At 68.3% G+C, this 18,181-nt stretch carries 17 protein-coding genes and 1 pseudogene; 5 read left to right on the top strand and 13 right to left on the bottom strand.

The window, feature by feature from the left end:
• Window positions 1–437 precede the first annotated feature (437 nt).
• The 4 genes from ACI2L3_RS39795 to ACI2L3_RS39780 form a co-directional block, all read right to left on the bottom strand.
• Entirely contained in the window at window positions 438–704 is a 267-nt protein-coding gene (locus ACI2L3_RS39795) for an endonuclease domain-containing protein (RefSeq protein ID WP_404757380.1), read from the bottom strand.
• A 969-nt stretch (window positions 705–1,673) separates the two neighbouring features.
• A complete protein-coding gene (locus tag ACI2L3_RS39790) occupies window positions 1,674–1,994 on the bottom strand; it encodes a hypothetical protein (RefSeq protein WP_404757367.1) in 321 nt (106 codons plus the stop codon).
• Between the two features lie 55 nt (window positions 1,995–2,049).
• Entirely contained in the window at window positions 2,050–2,262 is a 213-nt protein-coding gene (locus ACI2L3_RS39785; protein ID WP_404757366.1) for a helix-turn-helix transcriptional regulator, read from the bottom strand.
• A 188-nt stretch (window positions 2,263–2,450) separates the two neighbouring features.
• The gene (locus ACI2L3_RS39780; RefSeq protein WP_404757365.1) at window positions 2,451–4,046 is read right to left on the bottom strand and encodes an ISL3 family transposase; all 1,596 of its coding nucleotides are present in this window, start codon (window positions 4,044–4,046) and stop codon (window positions 2,451–2,453) included.
• Between the two features lie 279 nt (window positions 4,047–4,325).
• On the opposite strand from ACI2L3_RS39780, the gene ACI2L3_RS39775 reads away from it, so the two are divergent.
• On the top strand, window positions 4,326–4,694 hold the full coding sequence (locus ACI2L3_RS39775; protein WP_404757364.1) for a hypothetical protein: 369 nt from the start codon (window positions 4,326–4,328) through the stop codon (window positions 4,692–4,694).
• 229 nt (window positions 4,695–4,923) lie between these two features.
• On the opposite strand, the gene ACI2L3_RS39770 is transcribed toward ACI2L3_RS39775, so the two are convergent.
• Together ACI2L3_RS39770 and ACI2L3_RS39765 are read right to left on the bottom strand one after the other, a co-directional pair.
• Entirely contained in the window at window positions 4,924–5,190 is a 267-nt protein-coding gene (locus tag ACI2L3_RS39770) for a hypothetical protein (RefSeq protein ID WP_404757363.1), read from the bottom strand.
• Between the two features lie 502 nt (window positions 5,191–5,692).
• Window positions 5,693–7,012 (bottom strand): helix-turn-helix transcriptional regulator, encoded by a 1,320-nt coding sequence (locus tag ACI2L3_RS39765; protein ID WP_404757362.1) that lies wholly within the window; start codon window positions 7,010–7,012, stop codon window positions 5,693–5,695.
• A gap of 1,167 nt (window positions 7,013–8,179) precedes the next feature.
• Here ACI2L3_RS39765 and ACI2L3_RS39760 point away from each other — a divergent pair.
• Window positions 8,180–8,554, top strand: a complete 375-nt coding sequence (locus ACI2L3_RS39760; protein WP_404757361.1) for a cytochrome P450 — start codon at window positions 8,180–8,182, stop codon at window positions 8,552–8,554.
• Between the two features lie 72 nt (window positions 8,555–8,626).
• Here the strand turns inward: ACI2L3_RS39760 and ACI2L3_RS39755 are convergent, their stop codons facing one another.
• From ACI2L3_RS39755 to ACI2L3_RS39745, 3 genes are all read right to left on the bottom strand, one after another.
• Window positions 8,627–8,866, bottom strand: coding sequence for a hypothetical protein (locus tag ACI2L3_RS39755; RefSeq protein ID WP_404757360.1), 240 nt, complete (start codon window positions 8,864–8,866; stop codon window positions 8,627–8,629).
• Window positions 8,867–9,178: 312 nt separating this feature from the next.
• A complete protein-coding gene (locus tag ACI2L3_RS39750) occupies window positions 9,179–9,547 on the bottom strand; it encodes a hypothetical protein (protein ID WP_404757379.1) in 369 nt (122 codons plus the stop codon).
• Window positions 9,548–9,555: 8 nt separating this feature from the next.
• Window positions 9,556–9,813, bottom strand: a complete 258-nt coding sequence (locus ACI2L3_RS39745) for a hypothetical protein (RefSeq protein ID WP_404757359.1) — start codon at window positions 9,811–9,813, stop codon at window positions 9,556–9,558.
• A gap of 673 nt (window positions 9,814–10,486) precedes the next feature.
• On the opposite strand from ACI2L3_RS39745, the gene ACI2L3_RS39740 reads away from it, so the two are divergent.
• Window positions 10,487–11,230: a transposase domain-containing protein gene (locus ACI2L3_RS39740; protein WP_404757358.1), complete on the top strand. Its 744-nt coding sequence runs from the start codon at window positions 10,487–10,489 to the stop codon at window positions 11,228–11,230.
• 412 nt (window positions 11,231–11,642) lie between these two features.
• Here the strand turns inward: ACI2L3_RS39740 and ACI2L3_RS39735 are convergent, their stop codons facing one another.
• The 3 genes from ACI2L3_RS39735 to ACI2L3_RS39725 form a co-directional block, all read right to left on the bottom strand.
• Window positions 11,643–12,113, bottom strand: a complete 471-nt coding sequence (locus ACI2L3_RS39735; protein WP_404757357.1) for a hypothetical protein — start codon at window positions 12,111–12,113, stop codon at window positions 11,643–11,645.
• 451 nt (window positions 12,114–12,564) lie between these two features.
• Window positions 12,565–13,044, bottom strand: a complete 480-nt coding sequence (locus ACI2L3_RS39730) for an ATP-dependent helicase C-terminal domain-containing protein (protein ID WP_404757356.1) — start codon at window positions 13,042–13,044, stop codon at window positions 12,565–12,567.
• Between the two features lie 836 nt (window positions 13,045–13,880).
• Window positions 13,881–14,633, bottom strand: a complete 753-nt coding sequence (locus ACI2L3_RS39725) for a hypothetical protein (protein WP_404757355.1) — start codon at window positions 14,631–14,633, stop codon at window positions 13,881–13,883.
• Window positions 14,634–15,017: 384 nt separating this feature from the next.
• Here ACI2L3_RS39725 and ACI2L3_RS39720 point away from each other — a divergent pair.
• Together ACI2L3_RS39720 and ACI2L3_RS39715 are read left to right on the top strand one after the other, a co-directional pair.
• Window positions 15,018–16,249, top strand: a pseudogene (locus tag ACI2L3_RS39720) (IS701 family transposase).
• 153 nt (window positions 16,250–16,402) lie between these two features.
• Window positions 16,403–17,611, top strand: coding sequence for an IS701 family transposase (locus ACI2L3_RS39715; protein WP_404757354.1), 1,209 nt, complete (start codon window positions 16,403–16,405; stop codon window positions 17,609–17,611).
• Window positions 17,612–17,747: 136 nt separating this feature from the next.
• Here the strand turns inward: ACI2L3_RS39715 and ACI2L3_RS39710 are convergent, their stop codons facing one another.
• Entirely contained in the window at window positions 17,748–18,017 is a 270-nt protein-coding gene (locus ACI2L3_RS39710) for a hypothetical protein (protein WP_404757353.1), read from the bottom strand.
• Window positions 18,018–18,181 lie beyond the last annotated feature (164 nt).

The raw sequence follows: 18,181 nt of genomic DNA, 5'->3' as shown, positions 1-18,181 counted from the left end.
GAGCGCCCGGCGGTAGCTGTCCGAGGCGGTTCCCCGGGTGCGCGGCGGTCCGGCGAGCGCGCGGCCGCAGGGTCCGGATCAAAGGACGGCGTTGACTACTTCACCCGATCGAAGCGTCAGCGGCTGCGCCTCCTTGATCCTCAGCCGCGTACCGGATGTCATCAGCGCGGGCAGCGTGAACGCCCGGCCGCGCGATGGAAGAAGCCCCCGCAGCTCCCTCGCCGAGGACCGTCGCCCCGGTGCCGATGCCCCCTTCTCCTGTTCGAGGACGGACTGGAGCACGGGTACCAGAGTCTCTAGCGCACGGCGGACATCGTCACCAAGACCCCGAGGATCCTGAGAGCCGCCACCGGCACTTTCCAAAGACCCGAGGAGCTCCCCCAGGCGCTGAGCCTGCCGCTGAATCCGCAGCAGCGCCTGCCGTGGATCGGCAGACTTCAGCCCCTGACGAGGAGAGCTCCGCCGCGATGGAGCGTAGGGAAGAGAGAGCGACAGAAGCCGCGCGGGGGCCAGCGGCGGTAGTTGGTGAACCTGCCATCGAGCGTCCTGCCCAGCCCTTCAACCTTGTTGCACCGGTGGCAGAGAAAACCTCGCACCAGGCCGTTGTGGTGATCGTGGTCCAGCACGAGCGTCCGCTGGTTCAGCCCGCCCCGCTGCCCCGTGCGTCCGCAGATCGCACACCGGGCCTTCTGCCACTCGAACATGAAGCTCACCGCATCCGGCAGACACGGTTCCTCACCATCCGGGACAGCCCAGAACCAGCACATCGGCGGCAGCCGATCCAGCCACCGGTCGACCACACGCTGCACCCCGGCGCAGCAGCACGGCGGCTTCCCGCTCCTCTGGCGTCAGATGACGGTGGCACGCTGGCACCTCCGCCGTCACATACCGAGGACACCGAACCGCGCGACGGCACGCAGCCACTTGAACACCGTCTATGAGTTTTTTGGCGTACAGCACCCGCTGTACGAACTCCGGACTCATGACCCTCGTGGCATACGCCAACTCGCCTTGCGGGTACATGTGTTGCACGGTACGACCGGCCACTGACACCCCCTCCCCGCGTCAACACCGCGTGGCCCCTTGGGCCGCCGTCCACAGGCCGAATGTGGAACGGTCTGCACATGACCCAGGGCACCAGGGCGCGCGGCGGTCCGGCGAACGCGCGGCCCGCGGGGTTCAGATCAGAGTCGGACAGCTCAGGCACCGGCACCGTGTCGGGTGCCAGGATCCGTGCGGACCGGGCGGCCGCGATGATGCGGGCCTGCTCGAGCCGGGCCTTCGTCACCCAGGCCGCCGCCTCACACACTTCCCACCTGCGGAAACAGAGGTGTGAGTCTGCCAGGTGGAATCCAGCTGTGTTCTACGGATGAGCCTTCTTCAAGCGCGTGTACTCCTTGGCCCGTTTGACCCGGGAGCGGTGCGGGCCGCCCAACGTGGTGCACCGCTGCTCGGGTTCCTGGCCGCAGTCGGGGCAAGTCACCTCGTACACCCGCCACGGCCGTCGCGACCGTTGCTGTTCCCTGCGTTGGTCGATGATCGGTTTCAGCCGTTCGTCGTGTGGCTTCGTTCACGTTCAGCGGCTCTGGTCCACTTCCTGTGGTGCTCACCGACACAGTCAGGGCGCCGATGCCGCCGGAGTCCAAGGCCGATCTGTAAGCGGTGACAGCGTCTCAGGTGCGCCGAGACCACAAGACGACGAACGCGACGTAGGTGATGGCGGCGGTGGCCACGAACCAGAAGTACGGATCGCCGCTTCGTCCGGATGCCAGCTCACCGATGAAGGCGCTGAGGTTGCCCACGGTGAGCACCACGCCCGTGCCGGCCCAGGCTCGCCCTGCTATCCGGGCGAAGCGCTCGTCGGGTTCCTTGTCGGTGAGGCCCTGATAGGTCTCGCTCCGGCGTCCCAGCAGCATCAGGGCGAGACTGCAGACCGCCAGGATCCCGAACGCCACCAGGCCGAGAGCGAGGCGGCCGCCGAAAGTCGCGGCCACGAGGCAGGCACCTCCGAGAGCGAGGAAGAAGCCGGGGACTGACCGCCCGGCCGTGTTACTGGTCATCTGCTGGGCTCTCATCGGGGTGGAACATCTCCTCAACGGTGACTTCGAAGAACTTGGCCATGGACATGGCGAGTGGCAGGGAAGGCGTGTATCGCTCGGTCTCAATGGCGTTGATCGTCTGCCTGGAGACCCCGAGGGCTGTGCCCAGCTGACTCTGGGAGAGCTCTCGTGACGACCGCAGTTTCCTGACGCTGTTTCGCACGTGTAAAGCTTACTTGTCATCCGCCTGGAGATGTCAAGCTCGCTTTACAGAGGCTCACGCGGCACCTCGGGCGCCGACTCACTGTGTCGGCGGCCAACCCCGACCGCCCCTTGGAAAGCCACGCCCGCCCGCCCGCGCGGCTCCACCTCCGAGGTGGCGGCACTTCTCGGGGGTTCGGTGACGCTCGGTCACGCCAGCAGAACACGCTTGCGCAGGAGTGCGAATCCTGCGCGACCGAACATTTGGCGCTTGAGCATCTTGATCCTGTTGACATGGCCCTCCACAGCTCCGGAGTTCCAGGGGAGGGTGAGGCCGGCAGTGACAGCGTCGAGGTCGCGCAGGAGGTGTTGAGCGAAGTGGTGGAGGCTGGGCAGTTCGGAAGTGGCGGCGGCTGCTTCGATCCATTCGGGCAGTCGGTCGCCCTGCAGGTGCGTGAGCATGTGAGCGAAGGAGCGCACGTATTCGGCGAGCGCTGCCAGTTCAGGGCAATTGGCCAAGACGGCTTTGAGCTGGATCTGGTCACTTTCAGGTAGGGCGTCGGGGTGCGTGAGGATCCAGCGTGTGACGGCCCGGGCTGATGGCGGCCGAGGGCCGACTGGTTGGGGTTTACCGCGAAGGGCCCTGCTGACGTAGTCGCGGACGCTGCCGTATCCGCGTGGATAGCCCTGTTCCTTGATCTCCTCCCATAGTTTCCAAGCGTTGGTGCAGCCTTCCTGCCAGCGCTGATCGAGGTAAGGCTTGTAGTCGTCGAGCTTGGTCGCACGGCTTTGCCATTGCCCGGTGAACATCTCCTCCGGGGTAGTGGCCCGGGAGAAGCGCAAGATCGTGTTCAGGGTCATGCCGAGCTGCCGAGACACAGAGCGCTTGCTGTGTCCGGCAGCGAGGAGAGCGTGGATGGTGGCGTGCTTGGCGCGGGTGCGTTCGGCGAATCGGTGCCCTGTCGGCCAGGGTGATGACGCGGCCGGCTCTGCCTCCTCCCGGAGTTCCTTCGGCTGTTCTGGCATGGGGCGCAGGCAGCCGCGGTGCCGGTAGACGCACTTCTCGGCGGCTTCTCCCAGGTTGTGCCAGAGATGCCACCGGTCGGCGACTTGGAGGGCCTGCGGGGCGCCGCGGGTGGCGCCGTCGGCGAAGAAGGGCGCGCGGTCGCGGCAGACGATCTCGATGCCGGGCCGCTCGGCGAGCCAGGCCGCGAGGGTGTCCGCTTCCCGGTCGGGCAGGAGGTTGATCGGACGACGTGTTTCGATGTCGACGAGCACAGTTCCGTAGATCCGTCCCTTGCGCTGGGCGTATTCGTCCACTCCGACCACGCGGGGCGTGGCAGTGGGCGGATCGGGGAGCGAGGCGATCAGCCTGAGCAGGGTGTTCCGGCTGACCGGCGCCCCGAAGACGTCCGCCATGCGAGCCCCGGCCCGGCCCGCGAGCGCGAGACCGACCGAGACGAGCGTCGATCGCAGCCGTTCCGTCCGCCGGCCGAACCGGCGCGTGAGCCCTGGCACCTGCTCGGCGAAAGTCTTGCGCGGACAGGAGCCCTCCACGCAGACAAACCGGCGCACCCTCAATGCCACCACGACAGACTTGCCCGCCGTTGGCAGATCATGAGGAAACCGCAGATAGGAGCCATGTACTCGCCCCGACAGGCACCCGCAGTCCGGGCAAGTCGCCTGCAGCGCAGCACTCAGGGCCTCTACCCGAACGACCCTGTCGGTCACCTCGACCGACTCCACCAACACGTTCTCCAGCGAGGAGAACAGCAACTCTTCGAGCCGCGGCCGTACTTCATTCACGGCGCAGCACTGTCGACCAGATCACTCACCGGGCGGGCGATTTTCGGGCTATCTCAGAGACCATCACGGGAAGGTCGGCAGTCACCCTGCGTATGCGACCACACGAAGTGGACCAGAGCCTGAGTTTCAGCAGCGGTTGGGCAGCATCTGGGTTGTGGATGTTCACGAGAAGTAGCGGCAGTGCCGTGCAGCTGAGGCGAACATCGTGAGGGGACGCTGCTGCAGTTCACGTTGAGTCCCAGCCACACGCGCCCCGGACGAAGGTGCGATGATCTGTTCGTGGTGACAGATGCCGAGTGGGCTCGGATTCGGAGGGGCCTGCGCTTCGGGCAGGTTTTCGAGGGCACTGTGGTGCTGGTTCCCCGGCCTGGCACGGTCGGGATCTTCGTGGACATCGGCCTGAGCGTTGGAGGCTTTGTCGACGCACTGTGGCTTCCAGGCGAGATCGAGGACTGGCCAGCGGAAGGCACGGTTGCCGATTTCGAGATCTGGTGGGCTGACAGCCGCCAACAGATCCGGCTGATGCCGTGCGATTCTCGGTATCTGCGGAAAGACTTCACAGCCTTGGTCGAGCGCTTCCGTCCCAATTGGTCATCTGACGTCGGACAGCCCGTGCCTGACCCAGAGCCTGCGACCCCCGGCGAGTAGCGGACCGCGCTTTACTCGCTCGGCCGCCAGCCAACTCCCCTTGAGGCTGGAGAAGTGGCCGACGGCCCTGGTGGGAGCTAGCTGGCCGCGGCTTCGGCGCGGGCTCGTGTGCTGGCGAGGCGGTAGGAGTCGGTGCCGGTCTCCGTCTGGATCCGCCGCCTGTCAGCCTGCACAAATGCTCCCATCGCGTCTCACCGATCGTGCCAACTCATCGTGTCACCAGGGGCGTTCACCAGCCAGAGGCCCCGTACGCGAGGGCGATGCCGTCCGGCTCCGCGTCGTATGACACGGCGGCGACGTGCCCGGCGAGCGCGGAGACACAGGCCTCCCACCGTTCGCGCAGCGTCGTACCGGCGGCCGGAAGCTCCCACGTGCGCCCGGTGACCAGCGCGCCGATCGCCGCTCCGAGGCCCATCGGCTCGCGTCCGTCGCGCCCCATCGCGGCTCGCAGCGCGACCCGGGCCAGGTCGACCCCGGACGTCTCGCCGTCGCTCATGCCTGCCCCAGGTGGTGCGCCCGAGGACCAAGTGGTGCGTGCCCGCCGGGCGCTGCGCTTCGTCGACCAGCTGGTTGATGAACAGCCTCATGGCCGGCATCTCGCTGGTCGATGTGGGCGAAGACGACGCTGTGGTCCTTCATCCCCCGCACCCGCCAGTCGCAGACCTGCTCGCGGGTCAGCTCCTCGAGGACGAGCTTCTGCTCCTAGTCGACGTCATCGGCGACCGGCTCGGGTGCGTCGACCGGACGCCGCGCGGGCAGTCCGGTCCGGAGTCGAGCAGCACCCGATCGTCACACCGGACGTCGTCGCACCCGCTGGCACTGAGGCAGGGCCAAGCCGATCAGCCAGCCCACCGGGTCCTTGATCGGCCCGGCCAGCCACATCGGGTCCTCCAGGCGTCGGGCCCTGCGAGAGGAAGATCGCCAGTGTGCGGCGGGTGCGGCGGCGGGTCCATCCGTTCGAGCTTCGCGAGCAGGGCCGGGCAGCCGATGGCAGAGCTTCAGCCGACGGCTCGGAGTCGTTCGAGCAGTTCGCCGACACCGGCCGTGTGTGTGTACCGCGACAGCTCTGGTTCGAGGTCGCGCACCATTGTCATGCACCGGGGCGCGTCGATCTGGCTGGCCAGGTCCAGGGAACGGGTAGCGGTCGCTGTGGCAATCTCCGGTTCGCCGTCCCGGAGGTAGGTCTCGGCCTGGTAGGTCAGGAACACGGATCGGGTCTTGGAGCGGGTGGTGGGTAGCAGGGCAATGCCCTCGTCCATCAGCTGATGGGCTTGGCGCCGCTGGCCGAGATCCGCGAGACAGCGCCCGCCGTCAGCCGCGAGATCGGCGTGCGACATCCATGAGCACCAGGCGGGTGCAGGGTCGTACGACGGGGTGTCCAGGGCCTTCTCCGCGGCGGTGAGAGCGCGGCGGCACAGGCCGCCCTCGTCGAGGGCGGCGAGGGCGCGGGCCTGTCGCAGGTGCAGGAGGGATCGGGCGGCGGGGTGCCGGGTGCGGGGGATGGCGTATTCGAGGATGTCGGCCGCGGTACGCGCGTCTTGGAGCCACAGCAGTTGGTAGGCGAGGTCGGACAGGATGCCCGCGCCGAGGTCGCGTTGGCTGGCGGCGTGGGCGTTGTGGAGTGCGGCGTGCCAGAAGCGGCTGGCGGAGGCATGGCGGCGTTCGTCGAAGTGCTGCCAGGCGGTGGCTTGGCAGAGGGCGGCGGCCAGGGTGTGCAGCCTTTGTTCGACGGGGCGGGTGTAGCGGCCCTCGCTGATGAGGTCGGTGACGGTGGTCAGGTGCGCGTCGAGCAGGCGGTGGGTGTGCTGTCGGCATTCGCCTGCGAGGCGGATTAGTTCAGCGCCGTTGTTCTCCAGCCAGGTGACCATCTCGGCGTCGACTTCACCGCGCGCGGTCAAACGCGGGAACCGGCCGGGCTCGGTAATGGCCCACTGGTGGGCGAGGGCTGCCAGGGAGCCGCTGGTGTAGGCGAGAAAAGAGCGGCGGTCCAGGGAGGACATCAGAGCCTCTCGGAGGGAGGGGACGGCGTTGTGCGGGCCCAGCGGCAGCGGTCGGTCCTGGCTGGGGAGCCAGTGGGGCCAGCCGAGATGGGCGACGGCCGCGAAGTCGATGCCGAAGACCTCGGCGATGAGGGGCTGGGATTCGTCTTCGTCGGGGATGGCCCGGCCGGTCTCCCACTTGTAGATCCGTGATCCTTTGGTGCCTGAGCGCAGGCCACGGCGCTCGGCGGCCCGCCGGATACGGCGGGCCAGTTCCTCCTGTGACCATCCGCGTTGGTTCCTGGCGTACGCGAGGGGGTGGCGGATTTCTTCGTGCACCCGCCCATTGCACCACCCGCTCCGCCCCCAGGGGGAGCGGTTCGGGCAGACCGGGGACAGGGCGGGGATAGGGCGCGCGTCTGGGCATGGAGGCGGGCCGGGGGCTGTACTCGTCGTATTCCGCCCGGCGCCCGTGCGACCGAGCGAAACCACGGTGACGCCCCCGTTCTCTACGGCCGTTGTCCCGCCCGCCGGCTGCACCTCTACGCCCGTTGGCGAAGGCCGGACGGAGCCTTCGCACCGTGTTGGACATCCCGCCGCCGTCAACGCCGAGGAAGGGGGCTTCCATGTCGTACGACCACTGAGCCCGAGGAATCCGGGGCGGGTCCGCTGGGGCGGGCCCGCCCTCCCCAGCTCTGGAAGGATTTGCGATGCCCTCTGTGACCGATTGCTACGACCCCTTGGACCCGGAGGTCCTGCGCGACCCCTACCCGGCGCTGGCCGAACTGAGGCAGCGCGAGCCGGTGTTCTGGCACGAGGGCATGGGCTCGTGGGCGCTGACCCGGTACGCGGACAGCGTGCGGGTGTTGCGCGACCATGCGACGTTCGCCCGCGACCTGCGGCGCACCGGGGGTGTCGTGCCCGAGCCGTCCTTGAGCGTGCAGACGCTCGATCCCCCGCAGCAGAGCCGGGTCCGCTCCCTGTTCATGACCGCGCTGCGAGCGCAGGATTTGACCCGTGTCGAGGACCGCGCCCGCCGCTTGGTGCGTGAGCGGCTCGATCATCTGGCCGACGGAGGCCCTTTCGATGTGGTGGCCGAGATCGCGGTGCCGCTGTCCGTGGCGGTCGTGGCCGATCTGTTGGGTGTCGAGCCCCCGCTGTACGGGGAGTTCGCCGCGGTGTCGGACGCGATCATGCGGAGCATGGACGGCGGCCTCGACCCGGCGCTCGTTGAGCCAGGCCGCGTAGCCCGCCAGCAGCTGAGCGACCTGGTTGACTCCTGGTTCGCGGCCTCGGCCCGGCCCAGCCTGCTGGCCCAGGTGCGGCAGGCGACGGCCCCCGACTCCGACGCGCTGGCCCGGCTGTACGTGAAGAACACGGCGCGAGTGATGTTCCAGGGCGACTACAGCACGCTGGCGGCCGCCGCCGGCAACGCGGTCCACACCCTCCTCACCCATCCCGGAGTCCTGGACCGGATGCGGGACGGAACGCTGCTGGCCCCGGGGGGTGGAGGAGCTGGTGCGCTTCGACGGGCCGGTGCAGGGCACCACACGCACGGCGGTGCGCTCCTGCCGGATCGGTGGCATCGACATCATGCCGGGGCAGAAGATCGTCGCTTTGTTCGCGGCGGCCAACCGCGACCCGGCTGCCTTCACGCAGGCCGACGAACTGGTGCTGGACCGCGCCCCGAACCGTCACCTGGGCTACGGCTGGGGGCCGCATTCCTGCATCGGGACCACCGTGGCGCAAGCGGGTCTGCGCGCCCTGGTCGCGGCCCTGAGCGGCCACCCTGCCCGCCTGGTTGCTGCTGGTGAAGGGGTGCGGCGCCGTACGGCGACCATGCGGGCCTTCGACACCCTGCCCGCCGCCCTCCTCCCCTGACCTCTTCGCGTCCCGACGCCGCTCGTGCCGTACGCCCGCTCACGTTCTTGAAGGAGTCCGTTGTGCGCATCCTCATCGGCAACCACATCGATCTCCGTGCGACCAGTCCGCAGCGAGCATCTGCGGCATCAGCGGCGCGATCACCGCCAGCCACGGCAGGCTGGCGAACTCGTTCCGCATCAGGTGGCGCTCACTGCGGAACTGGCGGCTCTCCTCCGGCGCGACCCGCAGGATTACCGGCCGGGCCTGGTCGGCCAGGGTGACGCGGTAGACGTTGTTGTACATCCCCGTGCCCAGCTCGACAGCGGACACGGGCGTGGCGTCGCCTCCGAAGACCCGCCGGCAGACCTTCCCGATCTCCTCCGCGGTCAGTGACTGCTGGAACGCCTCCAGGCACGCTCAACCGGCTGGAAATCCATGCCGCTCAGGATGCCCCGCCCAGAGGCTGTTCGTCACATACACCGCGTAGGCGGTCCGGCCGAAACACACCCTGGTGACACGGCCCTTGGCCCGAGGCCCGCTCACTCCCGGCCCGACCGATGTGCAGCACCCACAACGACCCCGTCCTTGAGGCGGTCGGCGTCCTCGGCATCAAGGCGTTGCCCCACCGTTGTGGTGTGAGGATTAGGGAGTCAGGTCCAGAACGCGCACCGGCTGGCCTTCCCATTGTTGTGGCACGGTGGTTGCCACGATCGCCCCGGTCGGCCGGTCCGGGGTGGGCTGAGCGGTGTGCGCGGCGTGGGCGAGCGCCCAGGTTTCTTGGCGAGCCACAGCCAGGGCAGCGGGCAGGTCCAGGTCGACAACGGTGACGCCGGGCAACGCGGCCAGGTGCTCGGCGGTCCCCGGCCGGCCGCGGTCGGCTTCGACGAGCGCGCACGTCGGGGCGTACAGGTGCCAGTCAGCCTCGGCGTGCGCGCGGTGGATGAGCCGGGAGGCCAGGACGTTGCCCTGTCCGGCCGCCGCCATCGCGCTCTCGTCCAGGACGATGTGCATCGGCTCGCTCACCGGCTGGTCACCTGTGCCAGGCGGCGGTCCAGCTCGGAGTCCAGGTCCTGTTCCTGGGCCGCGGTCGGCGCGTACCCGTTCCACGCCGCGAGTGCGGCTTTGGCCTTCTCGGCCCGCTCGGCCCGCTCGGCGGGGGTGAGGAGGGTCTCGGCGAGGCGGGCCAGGTACGCCCGCAGCGACAGCCCCTCCGCGGCCGCGATCGCCGCGAGGCGGTCCTTGGCCTCCTCGGGAACACGGATGTTGGCATCAGACATCGTCACACTCCTTCCCACTCCATGAGGATACGGGTACGTACCCGTACCCGCCACACGGGGGCTGACTTTATCGGCCCATGTCCACCCCTGACCCACGGTGCAAAGTAGGCCGGGCGCACCGCCGGGAGTGGGCGGCCCAAGAAGCCATTGATATTGATCATGGGCCTGGCTGATGTCGGGGTGGCATGGTCGTCCGGCCGTCGGTTAAGACGCCCCGCCGGGCCGTGAGGTCCGCCGTTGGTCAGGCCTCCTCAGGAGACATGATCCCGACGAGGTAGTCCCCACCTCCGGCGAGGTGGTCACCGCAGTGGTGGGAACCTTCCTGCTCACCCCCTTTTGTCACAGCAGTGGTCGCCACCTTCGGAAACCGGGCTGGGGAAGCACTCAACCGGACACTCCGGCGCTTCGTGCAGCGGGAGGTATCCGGGAGAGGTCAGCTGCGCCCCGCGCCGCGACGCGAGCTGATACGCATAGGCCGGAGCGCAGCGAAGCACAGGTGATCGTGGACGTGGACCTGCCCGCGCACGCCCTACGGCAGATACACACCCTCGACTTCGCCGTCCTCCCCGCACCGCCCGACGGAGTAGGCCAATGCAGTTGCTTTTGAGCTGGCTGGTCCGTTGACCTGCTCGTGGAGGGGTGGGGGCCGGGGTGCCGGTCGCGCATAGGGATCTTGACCAAGGTGTTCACGCCGGAGCTTGTGGACGCGGCCGTCGCCAAGCACGGGCGGGGTGAGCTGCGGCGCCGACTGCTTCCGGCCCGGCTGGTCGTGTACTTCGTGCTCGGGCTGTGCCTGTTCGCCCGGGAGTCGTACGAGGAGGTGATACACATGCTGACCAGCGGCATAACCGGCAGCCGGGCCCTGGCCCGGGTCAACCGCTCGTCGTTGTGCCGGGCGCGATTCCGGCTCGGTGCAGAGGTGCTGGAAACGGTATTCCGGCAAGTATCCGGCCCGTCGGCGGTCCCGGGGACGCCGGGCGCGTGGTGGCGTGGTCTGCGCCTCCTGGCGCTTGACGGCACACAGTTCGACGTGCCGGACTCGGTAGACAACGGCGACACCTTCGACGGCCCCTCCACAGGCGGGACGCCGTTCGGCTTTCCGCAGGTGCGAGCCGCCGTGCTCGCGGAGATCGGCACCCACGCCATCCTCGACGCCGGCCTGGGCGGCTACCGGGACGGCGAACGGCGCCTGGCCTACCCGCTGGCCGACTCGACAGGCCCCGGGGATCTCGTCATCGCCGACCGCGGGTTCTGGTCAAAGGACGTCCGTCTCCGGGCAGCCCGCGAAGGTCGGGTCCTGCCGAAGGAGACGACCTACCGCGGTCGAGTTCGTCCACGCCTTCACCACGTCCGGCGCCCATCTGCTGGCCAGGCTCCAGTCCAACCACCTCGGCACCACTCAGGCGGAGTTGCCTGATGGCTCTCGGCTGTCCCTGATGCGCCCCAGCCGTCCACCAGGCCGTCCGCCGGTTCGCGCACGACGCCTCGGCGAGTGGCCCGGTCTTGGATGCCGACCAGCTCTCCTACCTCCGCTGCGTCCGGATCGCCCGGCGCAGCGTACCGTCCCAGCACGGCACCTCCAGGCGCACGCTGACCAACGCCTGGAACGAGGCCATTCAGGAAGCGCGGTCCCGTCTGCTGCCGCCCAGGTCCGGCCGGGACTGGCCCCGAGCGATCAAGAAGCCGATGCGGTGGCCGATCCTGAGAACCCGGAGCGGCCGCAGCAAGGTCGAGCCGGGCCGGTGGGTCAAAAGCCCGACGCAGAAGGCGAAGAAGTACCGCGGTGCCGCCGGCAGACCCGTGCCTCGCGCTCAACCGCCTTGACCTCCCTACAGCTGGTCCCCCTTGTTGGGTGTTTCCGGGGGATGCATCCCGCCACCGTCCTTGCTGTCCACTTCGCAGGTGCGCCCGTCGTAGGACTGGTCATTGGGAATCAACAGCACTGCGTCAACCTGCTCAGGGTGCTCGACGCCGAGCCAGTCGTCGCCCGTGGGACCGAACGCCTGGGACGAGGAAACCGTCCGACACCCCAACGTCACGCGCTCTTTGTCGACCGCGCAGGCGTCCACTGCGGGGGCGGAATATTCATTGGCTTTGTCGAAGCGGAAACGGAAGTGGATCTGGTCACCGCGGGAGGGTACCTGCGGGTGGGGCTCAAGGCTCCAGTCAACGACCGCGGCGGTGACGCCGAGAGGTTGTCCATACGTGTTCACAACCTGCACCCTGACACCAGCCTTGCCGCGCTCCGCCGTCGTGTCGGTGCAGCCCAGGGAAGAGCAGCCGGACAGGGCGACAACCACCAGCGCCAGCGGGGCAACGGCGAGTACCCGTGCAGGTAACACTAGATGACCTCCGGTCGCGGTAGGGCGGGCAGTGTATCCGAGGGCCTCGCTGCTGCGGGTGATGGCGGCGAAGCCGAAGCACAGAGGAGCCCTGTGAAGTGGGCGGGTGTTTAAAGCAACTGCATTGGACGGAGTAGGCATCCGCTGGAGCGGAGACTGCTGGATCGCCGCATACGCGCTACCCGAACGCATCCACCTCCAACACTGGGACACCTCCACCAGCACCTGGAAAGACGGCTTCTCCGGCCCCACCAGAACGGAAAACACACCACCGGTCCCACCAGGAAGACGGTGGTGGCGGCCATGGCGAGCACACTGATAACCCGCCAGTGCCGAGCAGCTGCTCCTCGCACAGGTTCCCGCGCCCGGGACCTTCCGCCGAACCCCGCCGCTGGGCCCGGCCGCTGTGCTAGATGCTCATGGTCATCGGCTTAGCGTTAACCGTTGTACCGATGTTCCCCGAGGCCGGATATGCCCGTGGGTTCAAAGAAACTGAAGGGCCTTCAGTGGGAACCCGGGGGTTCGTCGCCGTGCTGCGAGGGGGTGGACCCGTGGGTTCGTGGTGAAGCCACCGTATCGGCTTCGGCTGTGTTCCATGAGTGGCCGTGCCGAGGCCGCGTAACGAATCGCGGTCTTCTCGTCGATGAGAAAGATCGGAGCCTCGGGAGAGCAGGTGGACGGTCAGCGGCGCCCGCCCGTCCGCCAGCGCGGGGGCGGCAGCCCAGCCGAACAACTCCTTGAGTTGCACCGCGAGCACGGGCTGCTCGCCGCTGTAGTCGACCCGGACCCGCGAGCCCGGCCATGGGGACCAGCGGCCGGCCCGCGAACATCCGGATAGCCTCGCTGACGGTGAACAGGTCGTCCTTCCCGGACGGGTTAGCACCCCCATACGAACGCATCGGCTCAATCTCCATGGCCGCATCCCCGACCTGCCACTGGGCCGCACTCATCGTGGCGACCCAGTCCCGCCCCAGCTTGACCAGTTCGTCGTAGCGTTCCCGGGTCACACTCCCGACCATCGCGGTCATCCAGACCACCCCCACGGCCCCGGGCGCGGCACCCTGTATGCCGTCAACTCGCCCTGGAACCGCTCCACTTGGCACCATTGGGCCAACCCGCAAGACCAGCCAGGGCGCATGCCCCCGGCGCAGGGAGCGGCCACGGCCGAGCTGGGCGCGCGGCTCACACCGCGGCCTGCTGCGTGCGCCGCCTATGCCAAGCCCGTTTGCGGCAGCGGGGAGAGCAGTACGTTGCCGAGGCAGGACGTTCGACACCGACCGTCCACGCCTGTCCGCACTCCGGGCACCGGGCTCTGCGGCCGGTCTGCACCGCCTCGGTCCTCGCCCGCATTCGCTGACCCTCGCGCCAGCTTCGTGAACGGCACTTCGAAGAGCAGAAGACCGCCTTCGCCTTCGCCTTCGGCATCAATGTCTCCCCGCACCCACGGCACAACCGCGGCCCGCCGTCGTCCTTCGCGGCGGCGACCAGCCGCAGCCGAGGCACCCTGTCCCTGCCATGCCATCACCGTACGAATGCCAGCCCCACCCGCCCAGCCAACGTTTGTGGCCGACCGGCCATAAGCGACCTCGGGGTCGGTACAACGGTTAACGCTAAGCCGATGACCATGAACATCTAGCACAGCGGCCGGGCCAGCGGCGGAGTTCGGCGGAAGATCCCGGGCACCGGAACCTGTGCGAGGAGCAGCTGCTCGGCACTGGCGGGTCGTCAGCGTGCTCGCCATGGCCGCCACCACCGTCTTCCTGATGGGACCGGTGGTGTGTCTTCCGTTCTGCTGGGGCCGGAGAAGCCGTCTTTCCAGGTGTTGGTGGAGGTGTCCCAGTGTTGGAGGTGGATGCGTTCGGGCAGCGCGTATGCGGCGATCCAGCAGTCTCCGCTCCAGCGGACGAGCGGGGGGCCTACTCCGTCGGGCGGAGCAGGGAGGACGGCGAAGTCAAGGGTGTGTATCTGCCGTAGGGCGTGCGCGGGCAGGTCCACGTCCACGATCACCTGTGCTTCGCTGCGCTCCGGCCTCATGCATATCAGCTCCAGTCGCGGCGCGGAGCGCAGCTGACCTCTCCCGGATACCTCCCGCTGCACGAAGCGCCGGAGTGCCCGGTTGAGCGCTTCCCCAGCCCGGTTTCCGAAGGTGGCGACCACTGCTGTGACAAAGGGGGTGAGCAGGAAGGTTCCCACCACTGCGGTGACCACCTCGCCGGAGGTGGGGACTACCTCGTCGGGATCATGTCTCCTGAGGAGGCCTGACCAACGGACGTCACGGCCCGGCGGGGGGTCTAACAGGCCGACATCCGGGCCGATGAACCAGAATATGCGGTACTTGGGGTCGTTGACATGGAAGGTTTGTCCAAGGAAGTTCACGCCGTGGTGCGAGGCGGAGGCAAGGCACTCTTCGGTCTCGCCGTAGGGGGGAAGCGGCCGCCCACAGCGGAAGCACTGCTTATCGGGCACGGGGCTGTTCACGGGAGTCCTCCGGCAGTTGCGGTATGGCCGCTGGGTAGCGCGGGACAGTAGTTTGCGGCCCAGATCCGGGCGGGCGCTACACACCATGCGCCGGGGCCCTCTTCCGTCCGTCATCCTCGGCCGCCGATGGTGGCGCCGCCCGAATATGCCGTACCGCCGCCGGGTCCGGCCGCTGCGCTAGACGCTCCGATCACCGGCCTAGCGTTATCCGCTGTAGAGATGTTCCCCGAAGCCGATAAGCGTCAAGATCCTGGCCTAGACCGACACTCCACCCAACTTGTCATGTCAGGACCCAACACAGGCTCTCACGGCTGTCGCACCAAAGGGCTTAGTAGTGCTTCGTTAGGTCTTTCCGTTGGTGCTGATCAGGAGCATGTTGGGTGTGTGGACGCGCATGAAGTGAACCGTTTGCGGGCCGCGTTGGGGCTGTTCGTGGTCGATGTGTTCGCCTCGGTGTCGCGCAGGGATCAGCGGGCCAAGGGCGAGTGCTATCTGCGGGGGCTGATGCTGGACGGTCGGCGCAAGTCGATCCAGCCGATGGCCGCCCGTCTGCCGGATGGCGATATGCAGGTCCTGCAGCAGTTCGTCAGCCAGTCCCCGTGGGACTGGACGCCGATGCGCCGGTGGATCGCCGAGCAACTCTGCCGGGTGATTCAGCCGGAAGTGTGGGTGGTCGACGACATGTCGTTTCCCAAGTGCGGGCGGGCGTCGGTGGGGGTCGCCCGGCAGTACTGCGGAACGCTGGGCAAACGCGCCAACTGCCAGGTCGCGGTCAGCGTTCACGCAGCCACCGACACCGCGTCCTGTCCGCTGGAATGGGAATTGTTCCTCCCCGAGGAATGGGCAGACGATCACCAGCGCAGGCTCCGGGCCGGGGTGCCCGACGACATCGGGCATGTGTCCAAGGGCCGCCTGGCCCCCTGGGCCTGCTGGACCGGCTGGCCGAGTGGCTGGGGCCAACGCCGGTCATCGTGACCGATTCCGGCTATGGCCGCAGCGTCTCTTTCAGGCTCGCGCTGGAAGAACGCGGCTGGTCCTACGTCATGGCCCTGGACCCCAAAGAGCTCGCGCGGCCTGCCGATGCCGAGCCGTCACAGCTCGACTACGGCGGGCTTGGACCGCCCACGTTGCCTCGCTACCGCCAGACGCCCAGGCCCCTGCACACATTTGTCGGAAGCAGTTCGCTGTTCCGCGACGTTGTCTGGCGCCAGGGCAGCAAGGGCGCGATGACCTCACGTTTCGCCGTGCTCCAGGTGCGACCGTCGGGAAAGGAGGCCCGCCGCACCGCACAGGAACAGGCCGGTGGACGCAGCAGCTGGGACGGCGTGCTGCCGCTGCGGACCTTGCTGGCCGATCAGCCCGAACATGCCGCTGAGCCGACCGGTTACTGGATGACGGACCTGCCGCCCACCACGCCCGTCGCCGATCTGGTGCGGTGGGCGAAGATGCGCTGGCGGATAGAGCATGATTACCACGAGCTCAAGCACGGTCTGGGCCTTGACCACTTCGAGGGCTGCACCTGGCGCGGTCGGCACCACCACGTCACCCTCGTCACCGCCGGCCAGGCATTCCTCACCCTGCGGCGCTACGACCCAAAAGCCCACATGCCGGCCTGAGCCTCTACCAGGGCATGCTGCGGTGTGGACCGGCACCTGCACCACCTGCGGCCGAACCCTCACCACCAGCAGACCCAGATCCTAACGAAGCACTACTAGTAGGACTTTGTTAGGTGGCTGGTCAGGTTCGAGGGCTGGTAGTTCGCTGGGGGTATGACTCCGGAGGAGCTTGCCGGGTGCCGTGCCCGGCTGGAGGACTTTGCGGCGGAGGTGTTCGCGCCGTTGGTGCGGTCGGACCAGCGGGCGAAGGGCGGGCTGTATCTGCGGGGCCTGCTCCTGGACGGGCGACGCAAGTCGATGCAGCCCATGGCCCGCCGGCTCGGCGTCGATCACCAACGGCTGCAGCAGTTCGTCACGTCATCGACCTGGCCTGTCGCCGCGGTGCAGCGGCGGCTGGCCCGCCGTGCCGTGGCCGCAGTTCGGCCAGAGGTGTGGGTGGTGGATGACACCGGCTTACCCAAGGACGGTGACCTGTCGCCCGCGGTGGCGGCGCAGTACTGCCCGCCGCTGGGCAAGACCGCGAACTGCCAGGTGGCGGTGAGCGTGCATGCGGCCACCGACACGGCGTCCTGCCCGCTGGCCTGGCGGCTGTTCGTGCCCGCGTGCTGGGACGGACCTGATGCCGCCGAGCGGCGCCGGCACTGCCGCGTCCCGCCCGAGGCGCATCACCGGCCCAAGTGGCAGCTGGCCTTGGAGATGCTCGATGAGCTGGCCGGGCTCTGCCTTCGGCCCGCGGTGGTGGCCGCCGACGCCGGATACGGCAACAACGCTTCCTTCCGCAGCGGTCTGGAGGAGCGGCAGCTGGCCTATGTGCTGCAGGTCAAAGGCGAGTTGACGGCCTACCCGGTGGACATCGAACCCGTCACCCTGCCCTACGGCGGGCTGGGCCCGCGGCCGCTGCCGCGCTATCGGACCCGGCCGGTCAGCCTGCGCGAGCACGTGCTGGCCGCGGGCCGCGGGCAGGCCGTCACGGTCGACTGGCGACAGGGCTCGAGGGGCCGGATGCGGTCCCGGTTCGTGTTCCTGCGCGTCCGACTGGCCGGACGTCGTCCCAAACCTGCCGACGACGGCACCATCGGCTTGCGCTGGCTGATCGCCCAATGGCCCAAGAACGCCGACGCGCCGGTCAAGTACTGGCTCTCCAACCTGCCCGCCGACCTGCCGCCCCGTGTCCTGGTCCGGCTGGCCAAGACCCGCTGGCGCATCGAGCACGACTACCGCGAGCTGAAGACCGCCCTCGGACTCGACCACTTCGAGGGCCGATCCTGGGACGGCTGGCACCGCCACATCACCCTCGTCACAGCGGCCCACCTGTTCCTGACCGAACAGCGCACCGACCCAAAAGCCCCTGCCGGGGCCTGACTCTCTACCAGGCCCTCGTCCAACTCCAGCAGACGCTGGCCACCTGGTCAGGACACTGCCCGACCTGCCACCAACCCGCACCCTGGCAGCCCTACGACACCACCTAACAAAGTCCTACTAGGTTCTGTCTCTCCGATCATGCTCGCAGCCAGATGAGGAGTGCTGCGGCGGTAACGGTGCCGAGGTAGACGTATCCGCGCTTGGCGTAGCGCATTGCGACGGCTCTGACCTTCCGGACGCATAGCACCTCGAAGGAGCAATTCAGGTTGCGCGGCTCGATGGGCGTGCCGTTCTTGGTGGTGAAGACCAGGCCGTGGCCGCTGCCCTTCCAGGGGTCGCCTGCGGCCTTCCTGTCGGCGAGCTGATTCTCTGCCCGGGCCGACGGATACCGTGGGGGTGTGCACAACGACCACCACGACCTCTCCTGGATCGGCGAGCACGCCTACGCCGACACGCCGTCTCGCGACACACCAGATATGCGTGACGGGATCTCGTTGACCGCGATACGCGGCATTGACACGTCCGTGTGGCTCGACCGCCTGGGCGCTGTCACGACCGGTACGCCGGTCG

Origin of the sequence: Streptomyces sp. NPDC029674, from assembly GCF_044903205.1 — a bacterium.
GTDB lineage: Bacteria > Actinomycetota > Actinomycetes > Streptomycetales > Streptomycetaceae > Streptomyces.
The sequence above is the reverse complement of the archived record's forward strand: the minus strand, read 5'-3'. Positions and strand labels throughout refer to the sequence as shown.

Coding starts and splice junctions, on each gene's coding strand:
- ACI2L3_RS39795 (WP_404757380.1), bottom strand. CDS start 704: ATGTTCGAGTGGCAGAAGGCCCGGTGTGCGATCTGCGGACGCACGGGG.
- ACI2L3_RS39770 (WP_404757363.1), bottom strand. CDS start 5,190: ATGAGCGACGGCGAGACGTCCGGGGTCGACCTGGCCCGGGTCGCGCTG.
- ACI2L3_RS39750 (WP_404757379.1), bottom strand. CDS start 9,547: ATGCACATCGTCCTGGACGAGAGCGCGATGGCGGCGGCCGGACAGGGC.
- ACI2L3_RS39745 (WP_404757359.1), bottom strand. CDS start 9,813: ATGTCTGATGCCAACATCCGTGTTCCCGAGGAGGCCAAGGACCGCCTC.
- ACI2L3_RS39730 (WP_404757356.1), bottom strand. CDS start 13,044: ATGGGGGTGCTAACCCGTCCGGGAAGGACGACCTGTTCACCGTCAGCG.
- ACI2L3_RS39715 (WP_404757354.1), top strand. CDS start 16,403: ATGACTCCGGAGGAGCTTGCCGGGTGCCGTGCCCGGCTGGAGGACTTT.